The sequence below is a fragment of the Kitasatospora sp. NPDC127035 genome (genome assembly GCF_042726075.1).
GTDB lineage: Bacteria > Actinomycetota > Actinomycetes > Streptomycetales > Streptomycetaceae > Kitasatospora.
In genome coordinates, this window is the sequence record NZ_JBHXDN010000117.1 from 1 (window position 1) to 15,019 (window position 15,019).

A 15,019-nucleotide genomic window follows, 5' to 3' on the forward strand; every position below is an offset into this window, starting at 1 on the left:
AATGGCCAGCCGGCCCAACAAGAAGGAGTCACACGGGCCACTAGGGTGTCACGAAGGGGCGGGAGGCCGTGGCCTCCCGCCCCTTCGTCACACCGTCACCCGTCACCCGTCACGGGGTGGCGTCGGCCGGGCCCGGGATCAGCCCGGCTGGTCGGTGACCGCGACCGGCCGGGTCTCGTCACCGGACCACTCGCTCCAGGAGCCCGGGTAGAGGGTGGCCGGCAGGCCGGCCACCGCCAGCGCCAGGATCTGGTGCGCGGCGGTCACCCCGGAGCCGCAGTAGACGGCCGTCCCCCGCTCCCCCGCTCCCAGCGCCCGGAACCGGGCGGCGAGTTCGGCGGGCGCCAGGAAGCGGCCGTCCGGGCCGACGTTCTCGGTGGTCGGCGCCGAGACCGCACCCGGGATGTGCCCGGCACGCGGGTCGATCGGCTCGGTCTCGCCGCGGTAGCGCTCCCCCGCCCGGGCGTCCAGCAGCAGACCCTCACGGGCCCAGACGGCGGCGCCGTCCGCGTCGACCGTCGGCAACTGCCCCGGGACCGGCTTGAAGTCGCCCTCCCCGGCGGGCGGCACCTCGGTGGTCACCGGCAGGCCGGCCTCCTGCCAGGCCGCGAAACCGCCGTCCAGGACGCGGACGTCCGGGTGGCCGGCCCAGCGCAGCAGCCACCAGGCGCGGGCCGCGGCCAGCGAGGTCGCGCCGTCGTACAGCACCACCGGGCGGTCGGCGCTGACGCCGAAGCCCCGCAGGGCGGCGCCGAACGCCTCCGGGTCGGGCAACGGGTGACGGCCACCGCGACCGGGCGGGCCGGCCGGGGCGGCGAGATCCGTGTCCAGGGACACGAAGTGGGCGCCGGGCAGGTGGCCCGCCGAGTAGTCGTCGATGCCGGGCGGGCCGCCGAGCTGCCAGCGCACGTCGAGCAGAACCGGCGGGTGCGCGGAGTCGAGCGCCGCCCGCAGGTCGGTCACCGAGACCAGCGGGGAATCATCGTGATGGGTCGTCATGGCGGCCATTCTGGCGCAGCGCGACCCGGCCGGTGCTCTTTGTCCGGTCTTTGCCGGACTTTCCGCGCGGCCCGAGGGTTCGATGCACGCCACGGTGGAAGCATCACCCTCACTGCGCCGTTTCGTGCGCCTACCGCCCGTGAGGAGACTGTCATGCCCGCGGTGACACTCCGGCTGGCCCAGGGCACCCCGTGCTGGGTCAGCCTGATGACCGACGACCTGCCCGGCTCCCGGGCGTTCTACGGCGAACTGCTCGGCTGGGACTTCGCGCCGGGCCCCGGCCCGCTCGGCGAGTACGTCCGGGCCCGGCTCGGCGGGGAGTCGGTGGCCGGCCTCGGGGAGTCCTCGGTGACGGGCTTCCCCGTGCAGTGGACCACGTACTTCGCGGTGGACGACGCCGACCGGGCGACCCAGTCGGTGCGGGAGTGCGGCGGGACGGTCGCGGTCGGGCCGCTGCAGGCCGAGCGGGCCGGACGGCTGGCGATCGCCTCCGACGTCTCCGGCGCGGTCTTCGGGCTCTGGCAGGGCGAGGAGCACCCGGGCCGGGAGACCGGGCCCGAGCCGGGCGGCCCGGCCTGGGCGGAACTGCTCACCCCGGACGCGGACGGGGCGGCGGCCTTCTACCGTGCGGTGCTCGGGGTGTCGGCGGCGGCGGCCGAGGGCGGGTCGGCGCTGCTGGTGGGCGGCCGGCCGGTGGCCGGGATCCGCCGCGGCGACGAGCTGCGCGGCCACCCGCCGCGCTGGCGGTCCCACTTCGCTGTGCAGGACGTCGACTTGACGGCCCGCCGGGCGGCGGAGCTGGGCGGCCGGGTGCTGGTCCCGCCGCAGGAGACGGTGCGCGGCCGGGCGGCCCGGCTGGCCGACCCGCGTGGCGGGCACTTCTCGGTGCTCGAAGCCCGGGGCCTGACCTGACCCGACCCGGGGCCTGACGCGACCCGACCGCGGACCTGTCGGTCCGTGTGCCTCAGAGCGTGGGCTGCTGCTCCTCGAAGGGGAGGACGTCCGGGGAGAGGACGGAGGCCCGGGCGGTGGCGGCGGTGAGCCGGCGGCGGTGGTGGCGGCGGCAGAGCACCTCGTAGCCGACCTCGTCGTCGCGGACCGAGATGTCGCCGATCACGACCTGGGCGCCCTCGACCACCATCACGCCGCCGACGGTCCGGGCGTTGTGGGTGGCGCGGGCACCGCACCAGCAGAGCGCCTCGACCTGGAGCACCTCGACCCGGTCGGCCAGCTCGATCAGCCGCTGCGACCCGGGGAAGAGCCGGGTGCGGAAGTCGGTGGTGATGCCGAACGTGTAGACGTCGATGTCGAGTTCGTCGACCACCCGGGCGAGCTGGTCGACCTGCTCGGCGGCGAAGAACTGGGCCTCGTCACAGATCAGGTAGTCGACCCGACCGCCGGCCGAGAGCCGCTGCACGACGTGCGCGTGGAAGTCGAAGCCGTCGGCCACCTCGACCGCGTCGGCGCGCAGGCCGAGGCGGCTGGAGATGGTGGCCTTTCCGGCCCGGTCGTTACGGGTGAGGATGATCCCCTGCCGACCGCGGGCGGCGTGGTTGTGGTCCATCTGGAGCGCGAGCGTCGACTTGCCGCAGTCCATCGTGCCCGAGAAGAACACCAGTTCAGCCATGGGTGGTGCAGAGGCCTTTCGGATCGGGGGAGTTCAGCTGCGGACTTCGAGCAGCGGCACGAACTGCTCGACCGGGGTCATCGAGCCGTGCAGGCCGATCATCGCGGACTCGCCGGGCTCGTTGCGGGAGGCGGTGATCGCGATGTCGTCCCGGGCGGCGGCGACCACGTCGCCGATCCGGTGGTAGACCCGGTCGTCCACCGCGGGGCCGAACCAGCCGGCGGCAATCGCCTGGTCGCGGGTGGCCACCCACATCCGGTCGCCGAGCACCTCGCTCCAGACCGTGTGGACGTCCGCGGCCGCGCCGGGGACCGCGTAGACGTGCCGGGCCCGCCCCTCGCCGCCGAGCAGGGCGACGCCGGCGCCGAGCTCCCAGTCCTCGTCGAAGTCGATGCGGTCCTCGGGGGCGATGTCGATCATGCCGTGGTCGGCCGTGACGTACATCGCCGAGCGCGGCGGCAGCTGTTCGGCGAGCCGGCGGGCGAGCCGGTCGACCGCGTCCAGGGTCATCCGCCACTCGTCGGAGTCCACGCCGAAGCGGTGCCCCGCGCCGTCCAGTTCGCTGACGTAGGTGTAGACCAGCGCGCGGTCGTGCTCGGCCAGCCAGGCGGCGGCCAGGTCCATCCGCTCCTCGCCGGTGGTACGGCCGTGGAAGGTGCCGCCGGAGAGCGCCACCCTGGTCAGCGGCGTCTGGGCGAAGAGCGGGGACGACACCTGGGCGGTGGCCACCCCGGCGGCGTGGGTCTGCTGGAAGACGGTCGGGTACGGCTGCCAGGCCGCCGGGTCGGTCGGCGGCTGCCAGCGGAGCTGGTTCATCAGGTGCCCGGCGCCGGGGACGGCCACCGTGTAGCCGACCAGGCCGTGCAGACCGGGCGGGGTGCCGGTGCCCACCGAGGCCAGCGAGGTGGCGGTGGTGGAGGGGAAGCCGGCGGTCAGCGGGCGACCGGTGCCGCCGAGCGAGCCGGAGGTCAGCGAGGAGAGGAACGGCGCGTACTCGGGGTGGCGCAGCAGCAGCTCCCAGCCGAGGCCGTCGACCAGGAAGACCACCACGCGGTCGGCGGGCGCGATCGGCAGCGTCGTGGTGAAGCCCGGGACGCCGAGGCCGGCCGCCACCGAGGGCAGCAGGTCGCAGAGCGAGCCGCTGCCGTAGGGGGGCGCGGGGGCGGCGGCCGGGTCGAGGAGCTCGAAGGCGTCGTAGTCGTCGGGGGCGAAGGGCATGTGGCGGGGGTGGCTTCCTGGCTGGCCGGTGCGTCACGGGCGCGGTGGCGGGGCCGCGTCCGGGCGTGCGTCGGTACGGGTCGGTCCGGCGGGGACCGGTCCGGTGTACGGGTCGGTCCGGTGGCGATCGGTCCTTCGGGGTCGGGCGGGCGGGGGTCGGGCGGGAACCGGGTTCAGACCCGGGTTCAGACCCGGGAGCCGCCGCCGGTCGTCGCCTCGGAGAGCGCGCGGGCGAAGACCAGCGCCTGGGCGACCGTCTCCGGGCCGTCGCCGGCCTCGCTGACCCGCAGGGACAGGTCGTCGGCCGTGGCCGAACCGGTGTAGCCGTGGTCCGCCTCGCAGTTGGGGTCGGAACAGCCGGCCGGTTCGAGGTCGAGGCGCTGGACGGCGCCCCAGCCGATGGTGAGCACGACCTCGCGCGGGAGGGTGCCCGGGGTGTAGGTCTCCGGGTTGGCGACCATCCGGCTCACCACGACGGAGTTGATCCGGTCCAGCCGGACGCTCTCGGTGGAGGTCGTCGCGTACGGGACGGCGGGGGTGGTCGCGTCACCGGACTGCTCGTCGGTGTGGCTCACCACGAACCGCGTGGAGGTGAGGACCAGCACCGTGACGTGCCGGCGGACCTCGTTGGCGTCGAACGTGGTCTCCTGGTGCACCAGGTAGGAGCTGATCGGCTCGGGGCCCACCGCGGACTCCACCGCCTCGGACACCAGGGCCGGGTAGTAGCCGCTGCGTTCGATCGCCGAGCGCAGGTCCTGCGTGGTGGTGGTACCGGTCTTCGCCATAACTCCATCCTGGCATGGTCCGCCGACGAAGCGGGCGGCACGGCGCCGAGCTTCGGACAACGGCGCCCGCGGTCCGGACGCAACCAAGGAAGGTTACAGCGTGCTCATCGCGCGCGGACCCAGATCACTGCGGACCGGCAGGGGCGCGATCCGCACGCGCGCCCCCAGGATCGCCAGCCCGTGCGGGGCGACGACCACCGGTTCGAGATCCACCGAGGCGACCTCCGGCAGGTCGTCGACCAGCCGGGACACCCGCAGCAGCAGCTCCTCCAGCGCGCCGGTGTCGACCGCCTCGGCGCCGCGCCAGCCGAACAGCAGCGGGGCCGCGCGGACCTCGCGGACCAGCCCGGCGACGTCCTGGTCGGTGGCCGGAACCAGCCGGTGGGCGACGTCGCCCAGGAGTTCGGCGGGGGCACCGGCCAGGCCGAAGGAGAGGATCGCGCCGACCGCCGAGTCGACGGTGGCCCCGATCACGGTGTCCACCCCGCGCGGGGCGAGCCGCTGCACCACCAGCGCGGCCTCGGCGGCGCCGCCGAGCAGGGCGTCCAGCTCCCGGTGCGCACGGCGCAGCCCGGCTTCGCCGGTCAGGTCCAGCCGGACGCTGCCGAGGTCGGGACGGTGGCGCAGGTGCGGCGCGGTGGCCTTGAGGGCGACGGGGTAGCCGAGGGTAGCGGCGGCCCGCACGGCGGTCTCCTCGTCGGGGGCGGGCAGCGTCGGCGAGACGTCGATGCCGTAGCGGGCGAGCAGCGCGACGGTGTCGGCGTCGGGCAGGGTGATCCGGGCTCCGCCGGGCTGGGTGCGGGCGGCGATCGCGGCGCGGGTGGAGAGCGCGGCCTCGACCAGGCCGCGGGCGCCGGCCTCGTCGATCCGGTCGAGCTCGGGGACCCGGGCGGTCTCCTCGGCCTCGGCCATCCGGCGGCGCCAGTCGGCGTAGTGGACGGCGTGGGCCAGCGCGTGCACGGCCCGTTCCGGTGCGGGGTAGGCCGGGATGCCGCCGGGGCGCAGCCGGGACGGCAGGTCGGTGAGCGCCAGGTGGGCGAGGAGCAGCGGCTTGCCCAGGGCCCGGGCACGGGTGCCGGCCTCCAGCAGGGCGGCGGCGATCTCGGGGTCGTCGGAGCCGACCTCGGGGTCGTCCGGGCCGGTGAGCCGGCCGCCCATGAACGCGTGCGCGGAGGTCCCGATCGGCGGGATGGCGACGGCGATCACCGCGTCCACCGCCGGGTCGTCCAGCGCGGTGTCCAGGGCGATCCGGAAGTTCTCGCCGGTGGCGGCGGTGGTGAGGTCGACGGGGGTGCGCGGGCGCAGGCCCGCGGAGAGGCAGGCGTCGTGGGTGAGCAGGCCGAGCGAGTCGGAGTTGCCGACGACGGCGACCCGGTCGCCGGGCGGCAGCGGCTGGAGGGCGAGCAGTTCGCCGGTGTCGTACAGCTCGGTGATGGTCTCCACCCGGGTGACGCCGGCCTGCTGGAAGAGCGCGTCGACGGTGGCGTCGCGCAGGCCGGTGGCGGTGGGCGGGACGGCGTGACCGGGCGGGAGGCTGCCGGTGTGGCGGGCTCCCTTGACCACGACCACCGGCTTGGCCTGGGCGAGCCGGCGGGCGATCCGGGTGAACTTGCGCGGGTTGCCGAAGGACTCCAGGTAGAGCAGGACGACGTCGGTGGACGGGTCCTCGGCCCAGTACTGGAGGAAGTCGTTGCCGGAGACGTCGGCGCGGTTGCCGACCGAGGCGAAGGAGGAGATGCCGAGGCCGCGCCGGTGGGCGGACTCCAGGAGGGCGACGCCGATCGCGCCGGACTGGCAGAAGACGCCGAAGCCGCCCCGGCCGGGCAGGACGGGGGCGAGCGAGGCGTTCAGCGGGCGGTCGGGGTCGGTGGAGATCAGGCCGAAGGCGTTCGGGCCGATCACCCGCATGCCGGCCGCGCGGGCCTGGCGGACCAGGGCGCGCTGGCGGTCGCGGCCCTCGGGGCCGGTCTCGGCGTACCCGGCGGTGACCACCACCAGGCCCTGCACGCCGTGCGCGCCGCACTCGGCGACGGCCGCGGGGACGGCGGAGACGGGGACGGCGATCACCGCGAGGTCGACCGGCCCGGGGATGTCCAGGATCGAGCGGTGCACCGGGACGCCGTCCAGCTCGGTGCCGGGCGGGGCGTTGCGGTTGACCGCGTAGACGGGCCGGTCCTCGTCGGCGGAACCGGCCAGCAGGTCGCGGAGCAGGGCCCGGCCGACGGTCTGCGGGTTACGGGAGGCGCCGATCACCGCGACCGAGCGCGGGGTGAGCAGCCGTTGGACGGACCGGGCCTCGGCGCGGTGCTCGCGGGCCCGCATGACGGCGAGCGAGGCGGCGGTCGGTTCGAGGTCGAACTCCAGGTGGACGACGCCGTCGGCGAAGCTGCGGTGCTGGGTGTAACCGGCGTCGGTGAAGACTTTCACCATCTTGCGGTTCTCGGGCAGCACCTCGGCCTGGAAGCGGCGGATGCCGCGCTCCTGGGCGACCGCGGCGATGTGTTCCAGCAGGGCGGAGGCGACGCCGCGGCCCTGGTGGGCGTCCTGGACCAGGAAGGCCACCTCGGCGTCGGTGCCGGTCTCGGAGGGGCGGCCGTCGGCGTCGATCCGGTCGTACCGGACGGTGGCGATGAAGCGGTCGCGGACGACGACGGCGAGGCCGACCCGGTTGACGAAGTCGTGGTGGGTGAAGCGGCGGACGTCCTTGTCGGAGAGCCTGGGGTAGGGCGCGAAGAAGCGGAAGTACTTGGACTGGTCGGAGACCTGTTCGTAGAACTCGACCAGGCGGCCGGCGTCGGCGGTGCCGATCGGCCGGATCCGGGCCGTGCCGCCGTCGCGCAGCAGGATGTCCGCCTCCCAGTGCTGGGGGTAGTCCGGCTCGGCGGGCCGGCCGTGCTGCCGGTCCTTCTCGCCCGGCCGGACCGGCCGGTCCTGCTGGTCCTGCTGGGGGGGCGGTGCCGCGGGGTCGTCCACATTCGTCAGGTTATCCGGCGGCGAGCCGAATGGCGCCGGGCGTGCGCACGAGGCAGGGTGGACACGGCCGTTGGCCGGGGGTTATGCGCCGGTTATGCCCCCGAAAGAAACAATCACAAGTCCCGAACGCAGCTCCTCGCAGGGGTCGGCTGCATGCAACACTGGTCTAGACAACATGGTCGATTCCCCCATCACGGCCATGACCAGCTTTACCGGAAAGGCACGTCTCATGGCTGAGCGCCGCGTCACCATCGGTTGGGCCGAGGGCCTGCACGCCCGTCCCGCCTCCGTCTTCGTCAAGGCCGTGACCGCCACCGGCGTGCCGATCACCATCGCCAAGCCCGGCGGCAAGCCGGTCAACGCCGCCTCCATGCTCGGCCTGCTCGGCCTCGGCGCCGAGGGCGGCGAGGAGGTCGTCCTGGCCTCCGACGCCGAGGGCGCCGACGAGGCCCTGGACCGCCTGGCCCGGCTCGTCCAGGAGGGCCTGGACGAGCTGCCGGCCGCGGCCTGAGCCGACCGCCTCCGCGCACGCGCCGGAGCCCGGGCCCCGTTGGTCGGGGGGCCCGGGCTCCGTCGCGTCCGCCCCGGCGCTCAGCCGGCCGCGATCGCCCGCAGGATGTCCAGCCGGGCCGCCCGGCGGGCCGGCCGCAACCCGGCCACCGCGCCCGCCACCAGCCCGGCCACCAGCACCACCGACAGCTGCAACGGCGGCACCGCGAAGCTGCCCGTCCCCTCGGTGTCGGCCGCCCGCACCAGCGCCCAGCCGAGGAACGCCCCCAGGCCCAGCCCGCCGATCGTGCCGAACAGCGCCACCAGCACCGACTCCCAGCGGACCATCGCCCGCAGCTGGCTCCTGGTCTGCCCGACCGCGCGCAGCAGCCCCAGTTCCCTGGTCCGCTCGTGCACCGCCAGGGTCAGCGTGTTGGCGATCCCCAGCAGCGCGATCAGCACCGCCAGCGCCAGCAGCGCGTAGACCACCGAGAGCATGATGTCGACCACCGAGGCGGCACTCTTCGCGTACTCGGACCTGGTCTGCACCGACGGGTTGCCGAACGGCTCCGCCGCCTTCGTCACCGCCGCCTTGCCCGCCGCGAGCGAGACGCCGTCACGCAGCGCCACCGCCACCAGCGAGTCCGCGTCCTGGCCCTTGTGCGGCGCCCAGGCCTCCCGGGTGATCAGGTAGTCCCCGGTCAGCTCGCCGCCCCGGTAGAGCGCCTTCACCGTGAACGGGGCCTCGGCGCCGTCGCTGAACCGCACCGGGACCTGCGTACCCACCTGCCAGCCGTGCTTCTCGGCCTCCGTCCGGGAGACCGCCAGGCCGTCCGCCCCCAGCTGGAGCGAACCGTCCACCCGGCCGAGGTCGACGATGCCGGACAGCTTCGTCGGGTCGGTGACGTCCAGGGTCCGGCCGTGGCCGTCCACCCGGGCCACGCCCCGGCCGAGCCCCACGCTCTGCTGCACCTCCGGCAGCCCGCCGATCGCCTCCGCCAGCTTCGGGCTCAGCCCGCCGCCGCGGAACCCTCCGGTCGAGACCGCGAGGTCCCCGGCGAAGGTCTTCTTCACCGTGTCGTCCATCGTGGCCTTGATCGAGGCACCGAAGACCGTGAACAGCGACACCACCGTGACCCCGACCATCAGCGCGCTGGCCGTCGCCGCCGTCCGCTTCGGGTTGCGGGCCGCGTTCCGCTCCGCCAGCACGCCGGGCATCCCGCGCAGCCTCGGCAGCGGGGCACCCAGCACCCGCACCACGAAGGTCGCGAACACCGGACCCAGCACCACCACACCGAGCAGCGTGCCCAGCGCACCGCCCGCCGTCAACGCCACCGACGGCCCGTTCGTCGCACCGACCACCGTGCCGACCACACCCGCCGCCACCAGCAGCGAACCGACCGCCCAGCGGATCCGGCCGGCCCGGCCGGCCGCCGCGGTGTCCACGGCCACCGCGCGCATCGCGGCCAGCGGAGCCGTCCGACCGGCCCGGACCGCCGGCAGCACCGCCGAACCGACCGCCGTCACCGTCCCCACCAGCAGCGGCAGCGCCACCGAGACCGCGCTGATCGCCAGCCCGCCGGTGGGCAGGTTGAACCCGATCACCTTGAACAGCGACTTCAACCCCGCCGCCACACCGATCCCGCCGAGCAGACCGGCCACCGAGGCCGCCAGGCCCACCGCGACCGCCTCCGCCAGGGTCGCCGCCAGCACCTGGCCGCGCGCCGCACCCAGGGCCCGCAGCAGCGCGTTCTCCCGCGTCCGCTGCGCCACCACGATGGCGAACGTGTTGTAGATGGTGAAGGTCGCCACCAGCAGCGCGATACCCGCGAACACCAGCAGCAGCGTGGTGAACATGGTCAGGAACCGGCTGGACACCTGGTCGGTGGCCTCCTGGGTGACCTTGGCCCCGGTCACCGCCTCCAGACCGGACGGCAGGTTCGCGGACAGCGCCGTCACCAGCTCCTGCTGGGAGACACCGCTCGCCGCCCGGAACTGGATCGAGCTGGCCTGGCCCTGCCCCTTCGGCGTCAGGTACCGCTCGGCGTCCGCCAGCGTCAGCCCGGTGTAGGTGTTCTGGCCCATGCCGTCGGCCTCGGGGCCGAAGGTCGCGATCCCGACGATCCTCACCGTCACCGGGTCGGGGGTGCGCAGCAGCGTGGAATCGCCCACCGCCAGACCGCCTGCCTTGGCCGCGCCCCGGTTGATCACCGCCTCCCCCGGCTGCTCCGGCGCCCGGCCCTCGGCCAGCCGGTACGGGTTCAGCCCGCTGTCCGCCTGCCAGTAGCCGGCCAGGGTGGGCGGCCCCTGGCCGCCCACCGCCTTGCCGTTGCTGCCGATCAGCTGACCGAAGCCCTGGACGGCCGGCTCGGCCGCCGCGACGCCGGGCACCGACCGCAGCCGGTCGGCGAGCGCGAGGTCCACCGGGGCCCGGACGCCGCCCGGGGTGTTCTCGGTGTCCATGACGTCGGCGCTGCGCACCACCGCGTCGGTGCCCCGGTTGGCGTCGGCGAAGAGCGTGTCGAAGCTGTTGCGCAGGGTGTCGCCGAGAACCAGTGTCCCGGCCAGGAAGCTCACCCCGAGCATGATCGCGGTGAACGTCCCGGCCAGCCGCCGTTTGTGCGCCGCCAGCGAGCGCAGGCTGATCCTGAGGGTGGCGGTGGTGCTGCTCATGACCGGACGCCTCCCCGGCCGGCGCCGGAGCCGCGCTCGAAGGCCTTCATCCGGTCCAGCACCCCGTCCGGGGTGGGCCGCTCCATCCGGTCCACCAGCCGGCCGTCGGCGAGGAAGAGCACCTCGTCCGCGTAGCCGGCGGCGGTCGGGTCGTGGGTGACCATGACCACGGTCTGGCCCATGTCGTCCACCGCGCGGCGCATCAGGCCCAGCACCTCGGCCCCGGTACGGGAGTCCAGGTTGCCGGTCGGCTCGTCCGCGAAGACCACCTCCGGGCGGCCGGCCAGCGCCCGGGCCAGCGCGACCCGCTGCTGCTGCCCGCCGGAGAGCTCGGTCGGCCGGTGGCCCAGCCGGTCACGCAGACCGACCGCGTCGATCAGCGTCTCCACCCACGACTCGTCCACCGTCCCGCCGGCCAGGTCGACCGGCAGGGTGATGTTCTCCCGCGCCGTCAGCACCGGCACCAGGTTGAAGGACTGGAAGACGAAACCGATCCGCTCCCGGCGCAGCACCGTCAGCTTGCGGTCGCTCAGCCCGTCCAGCTCGGTGTCGCCGATCATCGCGGTGCCGGCGGTCAGCCGGTCCAGCCCTGCCGCGCAGTGCAGCAGGGTGGACTTGCCGGAACCGGACGGGCCCATGATCGCGGTGAGCCGGCCGGCCGGGAACCCGACCGTCACGTGGTCCAGGGCGCGGACCTCCGTCCGGCCGATGCCGTAGACCTTCACCGCCTCGGAGACCTGGGCCGCCATCCGGTCGGTCCCGACCAGTTCGAGGACGGGGAACGCCGTCACTTGGCACCGCCCCGGCCCGGCTTGGTGTCGTCGGGGCCCTCCAGGTGCTCCAGCAGGGTGTCCCGGCGGATCCGGTACTCCTCCTCGGTGATCTGGCCCTCGGCGTACCGGCGGGCCAGCGAGGCCAGCGGGCCCTCGGGGCCGCCCGGCCAGCCGCCGCGCCATCCCGGGCCGCCGCCCCACGGGCCACCGGCCCACGGCGGGCCCCACGGACCGCGGCCGGCTCCGCCGCGGCGGCGCAGCGTGGTCACCACCACGACCAGGACGAGCAGCCAGAACAGCGGGAAGATCAGGAACCACGGACCCGGGCCGCCGCCCCACGGGCCCCAGCCCTCCCGGCAGACGGTGTCGGCGAGCAGTGTCGCGGTGCTCTGCATGTCGTTCAACTCCTCGGTGTGCCCCCCGCGCACTCCGGCGGGGGCCCTGCCCCGGGACGCTCCCCGAGGCCACCACGAGCTTCTCGCCGGGGAGGGGTCCGGCGCGTCCTCCGGGGAGCGGCACCCGGGCTACGACACGGGGAGTACGGCCTGGCGACCGGGCTGCTTCCGGCCGGACGGCTTCCGGCCGTGGGCCTTCCGCGCGGGTGGTCGCGCGCGGGACGTCGGACCCGCCGACTTCCCGCGCCGGCGGCGGGGCGAGGAGCGGCGTTGCGGCGCGGGGAGCGGGCGCGGCGCGCTCCGGGCGCGGGGCACGCGAGACCGGCGGACCGGTGCCGGGCCGGCCGGTGGCGGGCGGGCCGGTGGCGGGCGGGCCGGCGGCGGGGCGCGGTGGTCAGCCCAGCCAGCCGGGGCGGACCAGGCCGGACTCGTAGGCGAGCACCACCAGCTGCGCCCGGTCGCGGACGCCGAGCTTCACCATGGCCCGGCTGACGTGCGTCTTCGCCGTGAGCGGGCTGACCACCAGCCGGCGCGCGATGTCGTCGTTGGTGAGGCCCATACCGACCAGGGTGAGCACCTCGCGCTCACGGTCGGTGAGCGAGGCCAGCAACCGGCCGGTGTCTGAGGGCTCCCGGGAGCGGCTGGCGAACTCGTCGATCAGCCGGCGGGTCACGCCCGGGGAGAGCAGCGAGTCCCCGACCGCGGCGACCCGGACGGCGCGCAGCAGGTCGGCCGGCTCGGTGTCCTTGGCCAGGAAGCCGGCCGCGCCGAGCCGGAGCGCCTCGAAGATGTACTCGTCCATCTCGAACGTGGTCAGCACGACCACCCGGACGCCGGAGAGCTCGGGGACGGCGTAGATCCGGCGGGTGGCCTCCAGCCCGTCGGTGCCCGGCATCCGGATGTCCATCAGCACGACGTCCGGCCGGAGTTCCCCGACCAGCCGGACGGCCGCGTCCCCGTCGTCGGCCTCGCCGACCACCTCGATGTCGGGCTGGGCGTCGAGCAGCGCCCGGAAGCCCGCCCGGACCAGGACCTGGTCGTCCGCCAGCAGTACTCGGATCATGTCGTTCGTCGTCCCTCGCTGTGCTCGCCCTGCCGGCTACCGCCCGTGCCGTTCCGCGCCGGTCCGCCCGGCGCCGTTCCCCGCCCGGTCCTTCCCCGCCGGATCGGGCAGCCACGCCCGGACCCGGAAGCCGCCGCCGTGCGGACCGACCGTCAGCTCGCCGTCGAACGCCGCGGCCCGCTCGCGCATGCCGATCAGGCCGTTGCCGGAGCCGCCGCCCTCACCGCCGGCGGCCGGACCCGGATCGTCCACCCGGAGCAGCAGCCCCTCCGGGGAGGTCCAGTCCATCAGAACCGTGGCACTGCGCGCGGCCGAATGGCGGATGACGTTGGTGAGCGCCTCCTGGACGATCCGGAACGCGGCCAGCTCCAGCTGGGACGGCAGCGGCCGCCCCTCCCCCGCCGTCTCCACGGAGACCGTGAGGCCGGCGTGGCCCGCCTGGGTGACCAGTTCGGGCAACCGGGCCAGCCCGGGTGCGGGCGTGCGCGGGGCCTGGCCGTCGGGGCCCCGCAGGGTGCCGAGCACCTGCCGGACCTCGCCGAGGGCCTCCTTGCTGGTGGCCTTGATGACGGTCAGCGCGGCCCGGACCTGCTCGGGGTGCTGGTCGATCAGCTCCAGCGCCACCCCGGCCTGCAGGTGGATCACCGAGATGGAGTGGGCCAGGATGTCGTGCAGCTCGCGGGCCATCCGGAGCCGCTCCTCGGCGGCCCGGTTCTCCTCGGCCTGCCGCCTGGCCAGCCGGCGGGCGGCCAGCTGCTCTCCGCGCGAGCGCATGATCTCGGCCACGGCCAGGACCAGCAGCAGCCAGGCGGCCACCCCGGCCTCCTGCCACCAGCCGGGGCTCTGCGCGGGCGCGCGCAGCCAGCTCTGCGGCAGCAGGTGGGAACTGGCCAGATGGACCAGGTAGCCGGTGCCGACCGAGATCCAGGCGACCCGGCGGTAGCCCCGGGACAGCGCGCCGTACACGGCGACGGCGAGGCTGAAGAAGACCGGCCCGTACGGGTAACCGGCCAGCAGGTAGCCGGTGGTGACGGCGGTCACCGCGATCACCACCGGGCCGGGGAAGCGGTTGCGGAACAGCAGCAGGACCGGGCCGAGCAGCAGCAGGGCGTATCCGGCGGCGTCCAGCGGGACGCGGTAGTCCTGCTGCTGGCGGGCGGCGGCGGTGGAACCGACCACCTGGAACAGCGCCACCAGGACGGCGGAGACCACCGTCCAGGAGGGCCTGGTCCAGGGCGGGCCGCCGAGCGGGTCGTGGTCGGTGCTCATGCCGGGACTCCCGCTCACCGCCCCGGCCGCACCGCGGCGGCGTCGGTGTCGGTGTCGGCGGTACCGGGCGCGGCGGCGTCCTTGGCGCCGGGGGCGTCCTTGGCGCCGGGGGCGGACCGGACGTTCCGGGCGGCAGCGGGGTCGGACGCGCTGCCGGCACCGGACGGGCGGACGCGGCCGGCCCGGGCGGCGGCGGCCAGCCGGGTGCCCCGCCGGGTCATGCCCCAGGGCTTCAGCACGGAGAGGATCGTGGCGGTCAGGTAGATGGTCAGTGCCACCGACGGGGCGATCACCAGGACGTGCGGGGACCGGCCGTCCGGCGGCACCGTCCCGGCGGCGACCTGGCCGGCGGCGTCGTGGATGAAGGCGCGCAGCGCGAAGATCGAGGCCAGGGTGGCGGCCAGGGTCAGCCAGAACTTGGTGACCACCCAGCGGTACTTGAGCAGGCCCCAGGTGGTGCCGAGGGACAGCACCAGACCGGACAGCAGGGAGAGCAGGCTGACCGGGATCAGCAGCCAGTCGGCGAAGATCTCCTGGGCCAGGTACGCGGCCTTGACGGTGTCCGGGTCGTCGGAGAAGCGGCCGGCGATGCCGAGGGCGAGCACGCCGGCGGTGAGGCCCAGCCAGCCGACCGAGAGGGCGACGTGCGCGACGAGCCAGATCCGGCGGGCGTGCCGGGGCAGCCGGAACCGCGCGGCGCGGTCGGCCGGGGGCTCGGGCGTCTCGGTGGACGCCGCGGTCGCCCGGCCGGGCGG

At 75.2% G+C, this 15,019-nt stretch carries 13 protein-coding genes; 2 read left to right on the plus strand and 11 right to left on the minus strand.

The features are described from left to right. Positions 1-138: 138 nt before the first annotated feature. Complete coding sequence (locus ACFWIC_RS39730) at positions 139-999, minus strand: sulfurtransferase (RefSeq protein WP_380521960.1); 861 nt, start codon at positions 997-999, stop codon at positions 139-141. A 153-nt stretch (positions 1,000-1,152) separates the two neighbouring features. On the opposite strand from ACFWIC_RS39730, the gene ACFWIC_RS39735 reads away from it, so the two are divergent. Then, entirely contained in the window at positions 1,153-1,911 is a 759-nt protein-coding gene (locus tag ACFWIC_RS39735) for a VOC family protein (protein WP_329882664.1), read from the plus strand. A gap of 52 nt (positions 1,912-1,963) precedes the next feature. On the opposite strand, the gene ACFWIC_RS39740 is transcribed toward ACFWIC_RS39735, so the two are convergent. From ACFWIC_RS39740 to ACFWIC_RS39755, 4 genes are all read right to left on the minus strand, one after another. Next, positions 1,964-2,626: a thymidine kinase gene (locus ACFWIC_RS39740; protein WP_329882663.1), complete on the minus strand. Its 663-nt coding sequence runs from the start codon at positions 2,624-2,626 to the stop codon at positions 1,964-1,966. 33 nt (positions 2,627-2,659) lie between these two features. Next, positions 2,660-3,844, minus strand: coding sequence for an alkaline phosphatase family protein (locus ACFWIC_RS39745; RefSeq protein WP_380362721.1), 1,185 nt, complete (start codon positions 3,842-3,844; stop codon positions 2,660-2,662). A 185-nt stretch (positions 3,845-4,029) separates the two neighbouring features. Then, complete coding sequence (locus ACFWIC_RS39750; protein ID WP_329950043.1) at positions 4,030-4,629, minus strand: DUF5998 family protein; 600 nt, start codon at positions 4,627-4,629, stop codon at positions 4,030-4,032. Positions 4,630-4,722: 93 nt separating this feature from the next. Further along, positions 4,723-7,476 (minus strand): GNAT family N-acetyltransferase, encoded by a 2,754-nt coding sequence (locus ACFWIC_RS39755; protein WP_329882683.1) that lies wholly within the window; start codon positions 7,474-7,476, stop codon positions 4,723-4,725. A gap of 355 nt (positions 7,477-7,831) precedes the next feature. Here ACFWIC_RS39755 and ACFWIC_RS39760 point away from each other — a divergent pair, with 355 nt between their 5' ends. Then, positions 7,832-8,113: an HPr family phosphocarrier protein gene (locus tag ACFWIC_RS39760; RefSeq protein ID WP_329882660.1), complete on the plus strand. Its 282-nt coding sequence runs from the start codon at positions 7,832-7,834 to the stop codon at positions 8,111-8,113. 80 nt (positions 8,114-8,193) lie between these two features. Here the strand turns inward: ACFWIC_RS39760 and ACFWIC_RS39765 are convergent, their stop codons facing one another. From ACFWIC_RS39765 to ACFWIC_RS39790, 6 genes are all read right to left on the minus strand, one after another. After that, positions 8,194-10,764: an FtsX-like permease family protein gene (locus ACFWIC_RS39765; protein ID WP_329950042.1), complete on the minus strand. Its 2,571-nt coding sequence runs from the start codon at positions 10,762-10,764 to the stop codon at positions 8,194-8,196. Next, on the minus strand, positions 10,761-11,513 hold the full coding sequence (locus tag ACFWIC_RS39770; protein WP_329882682.1) for an ABC transporter ATP-binding protein: 753 nt from the start codon (positions 11,511-11,513) through the stop codon (positions 10,761-10,763). Before ACFWIC_RS39770 ends, ACFWIC_RS39765 begins: the two co-directional genes overlap by 4 nt. Positions 11,514-11,551: 38 nt before the next feature. After that, positions 11,552-11,932, minus strand: coding sequence for an SHOCT domain-containing protein (locus tag ACFWIC_RS39775; RefSeq protein ID WP_329882658.1), 381 nt, complete (start codon positions 11,930-11,932; stop codon positions 11,552-11,554). A gap of 394 nt (positions 11,933-12,326) precedes the next feature. After that, the gene (locus ACFWIC_RS39780) at positions 12,327-12,995 is read right to left on the minus strand and encodes a response regulator transcription factor (RefSeq protein WP_329882657.1); all 669 of its coding nucleotides are present in this window, start codon (positions 12,993-12,995) and stop codon (positions 12,327-12,329) included. A 36-nt stretch (positions 12,996-13,031) separates the two neighbouring features. Then, positions 13,032-14,264, minus strand: coding sequence for a histidine kinase (locus ACFWIC_RS39785; RefSeq protein ID WP_329950041.1), 1,233 nt, complete (start codon positions 14,262-14,264; stop codon positions 13,032-13,034). Positions 14,265-14,278: 14 nt separating this feature from the next. Then, positions 14,279-15,019, minus strand: a 741-nt coding sequence (locus ACFWIC_RS39790; protein ID WP_380521964.1) for a hypothetical protein, incomplete at its 5' end; no start/stop codon positions are given.

Excerpts from the sequence above, each read along its gene's own strand:
- ACFWIC_RS39730 (WP_380521960.1), bottom strand. The coding sequence starts at position 999 with ATGACGACCCATCACGATGATTCCCCGCTGGTCTCGGTGACCGACCTG.
- ACFWIC_RS39735 (WP_329882664.1), top strand. The coding sequence starts at position 1,153 with ATGCCCGCGGTGACACTCCGGCTGGCCCAGGGCACCCCGTGCTGGGTC.
- ACFWIC_RS39740 (WP_329882663.1), bottom strand. The coding sequence starts at position 2,626 with ATGGCTGAACTGGTGTTCTTCTCGGGCACGATGGACTGCGGCAAGTCG.
- ACFWIC_RS39745 (WP_380362721.1), bottom strand. The coding sequence starts at position 3,844 with ATGCCCTTCGCCCCCGACGACTACGACGCCTTCGAGCTCCTCGACCCG.
- ACFWIC_RS39750 (WP_329950043.1), bottom strand. The coding sequence starts at position 4,629 with ATGGCGAAGACCGGTACCACCACCACGCAGGACCTGCGCTCGGCGATC.
- ACFWIC_RS39760 (WP_329882660.1), top strand. The coding sequence starts at position 7,832 with ATGGCTGAGCGCCGCGTCACCATCGGTTGGGCCGAGGGCCTGCACGCC.
- ACFWIC_RS39765 (WP_329950042.1), bottom strand. The coding sequence starts at position 10,764 with ATGAGCAGCACCACCGCCACCCTCAGGATCAGCCTGCGCTCGCTGGCG.
- ACFWIC_RS39770 (WP_329882682.1), bottom strand. The coding sequence starts at position 11,513 with ATGGCGGCCCAGGTCTCCGAGGCGGTGAAGGTCTACGGCATCGGCCGG.
- ACFWIC_RS39775 (WP_329882658.1), bottom strand. The coding sequence starts at position 11,932 with ATGCAGAGCACCGCGACACTGCTCGCCGACACCGTCTGCCGGGAGGGC.
- ACFWIC_RS39780 (WP_329882657.1), bottom strand. The coding sequence starts at position 12,995 with ATGATCCGAGTACTGCTGGCGGACGACCAGGTCCTGGTCCGGGCGGGC.
- ACFWIC_RS39785 (WP_329950041.1), bottom strand. The coding sequence starts at position 14,264 with ATGAGCACCGACCACGACCCGCTCGGCGGCCCGCCCTGGACCAGGCCC.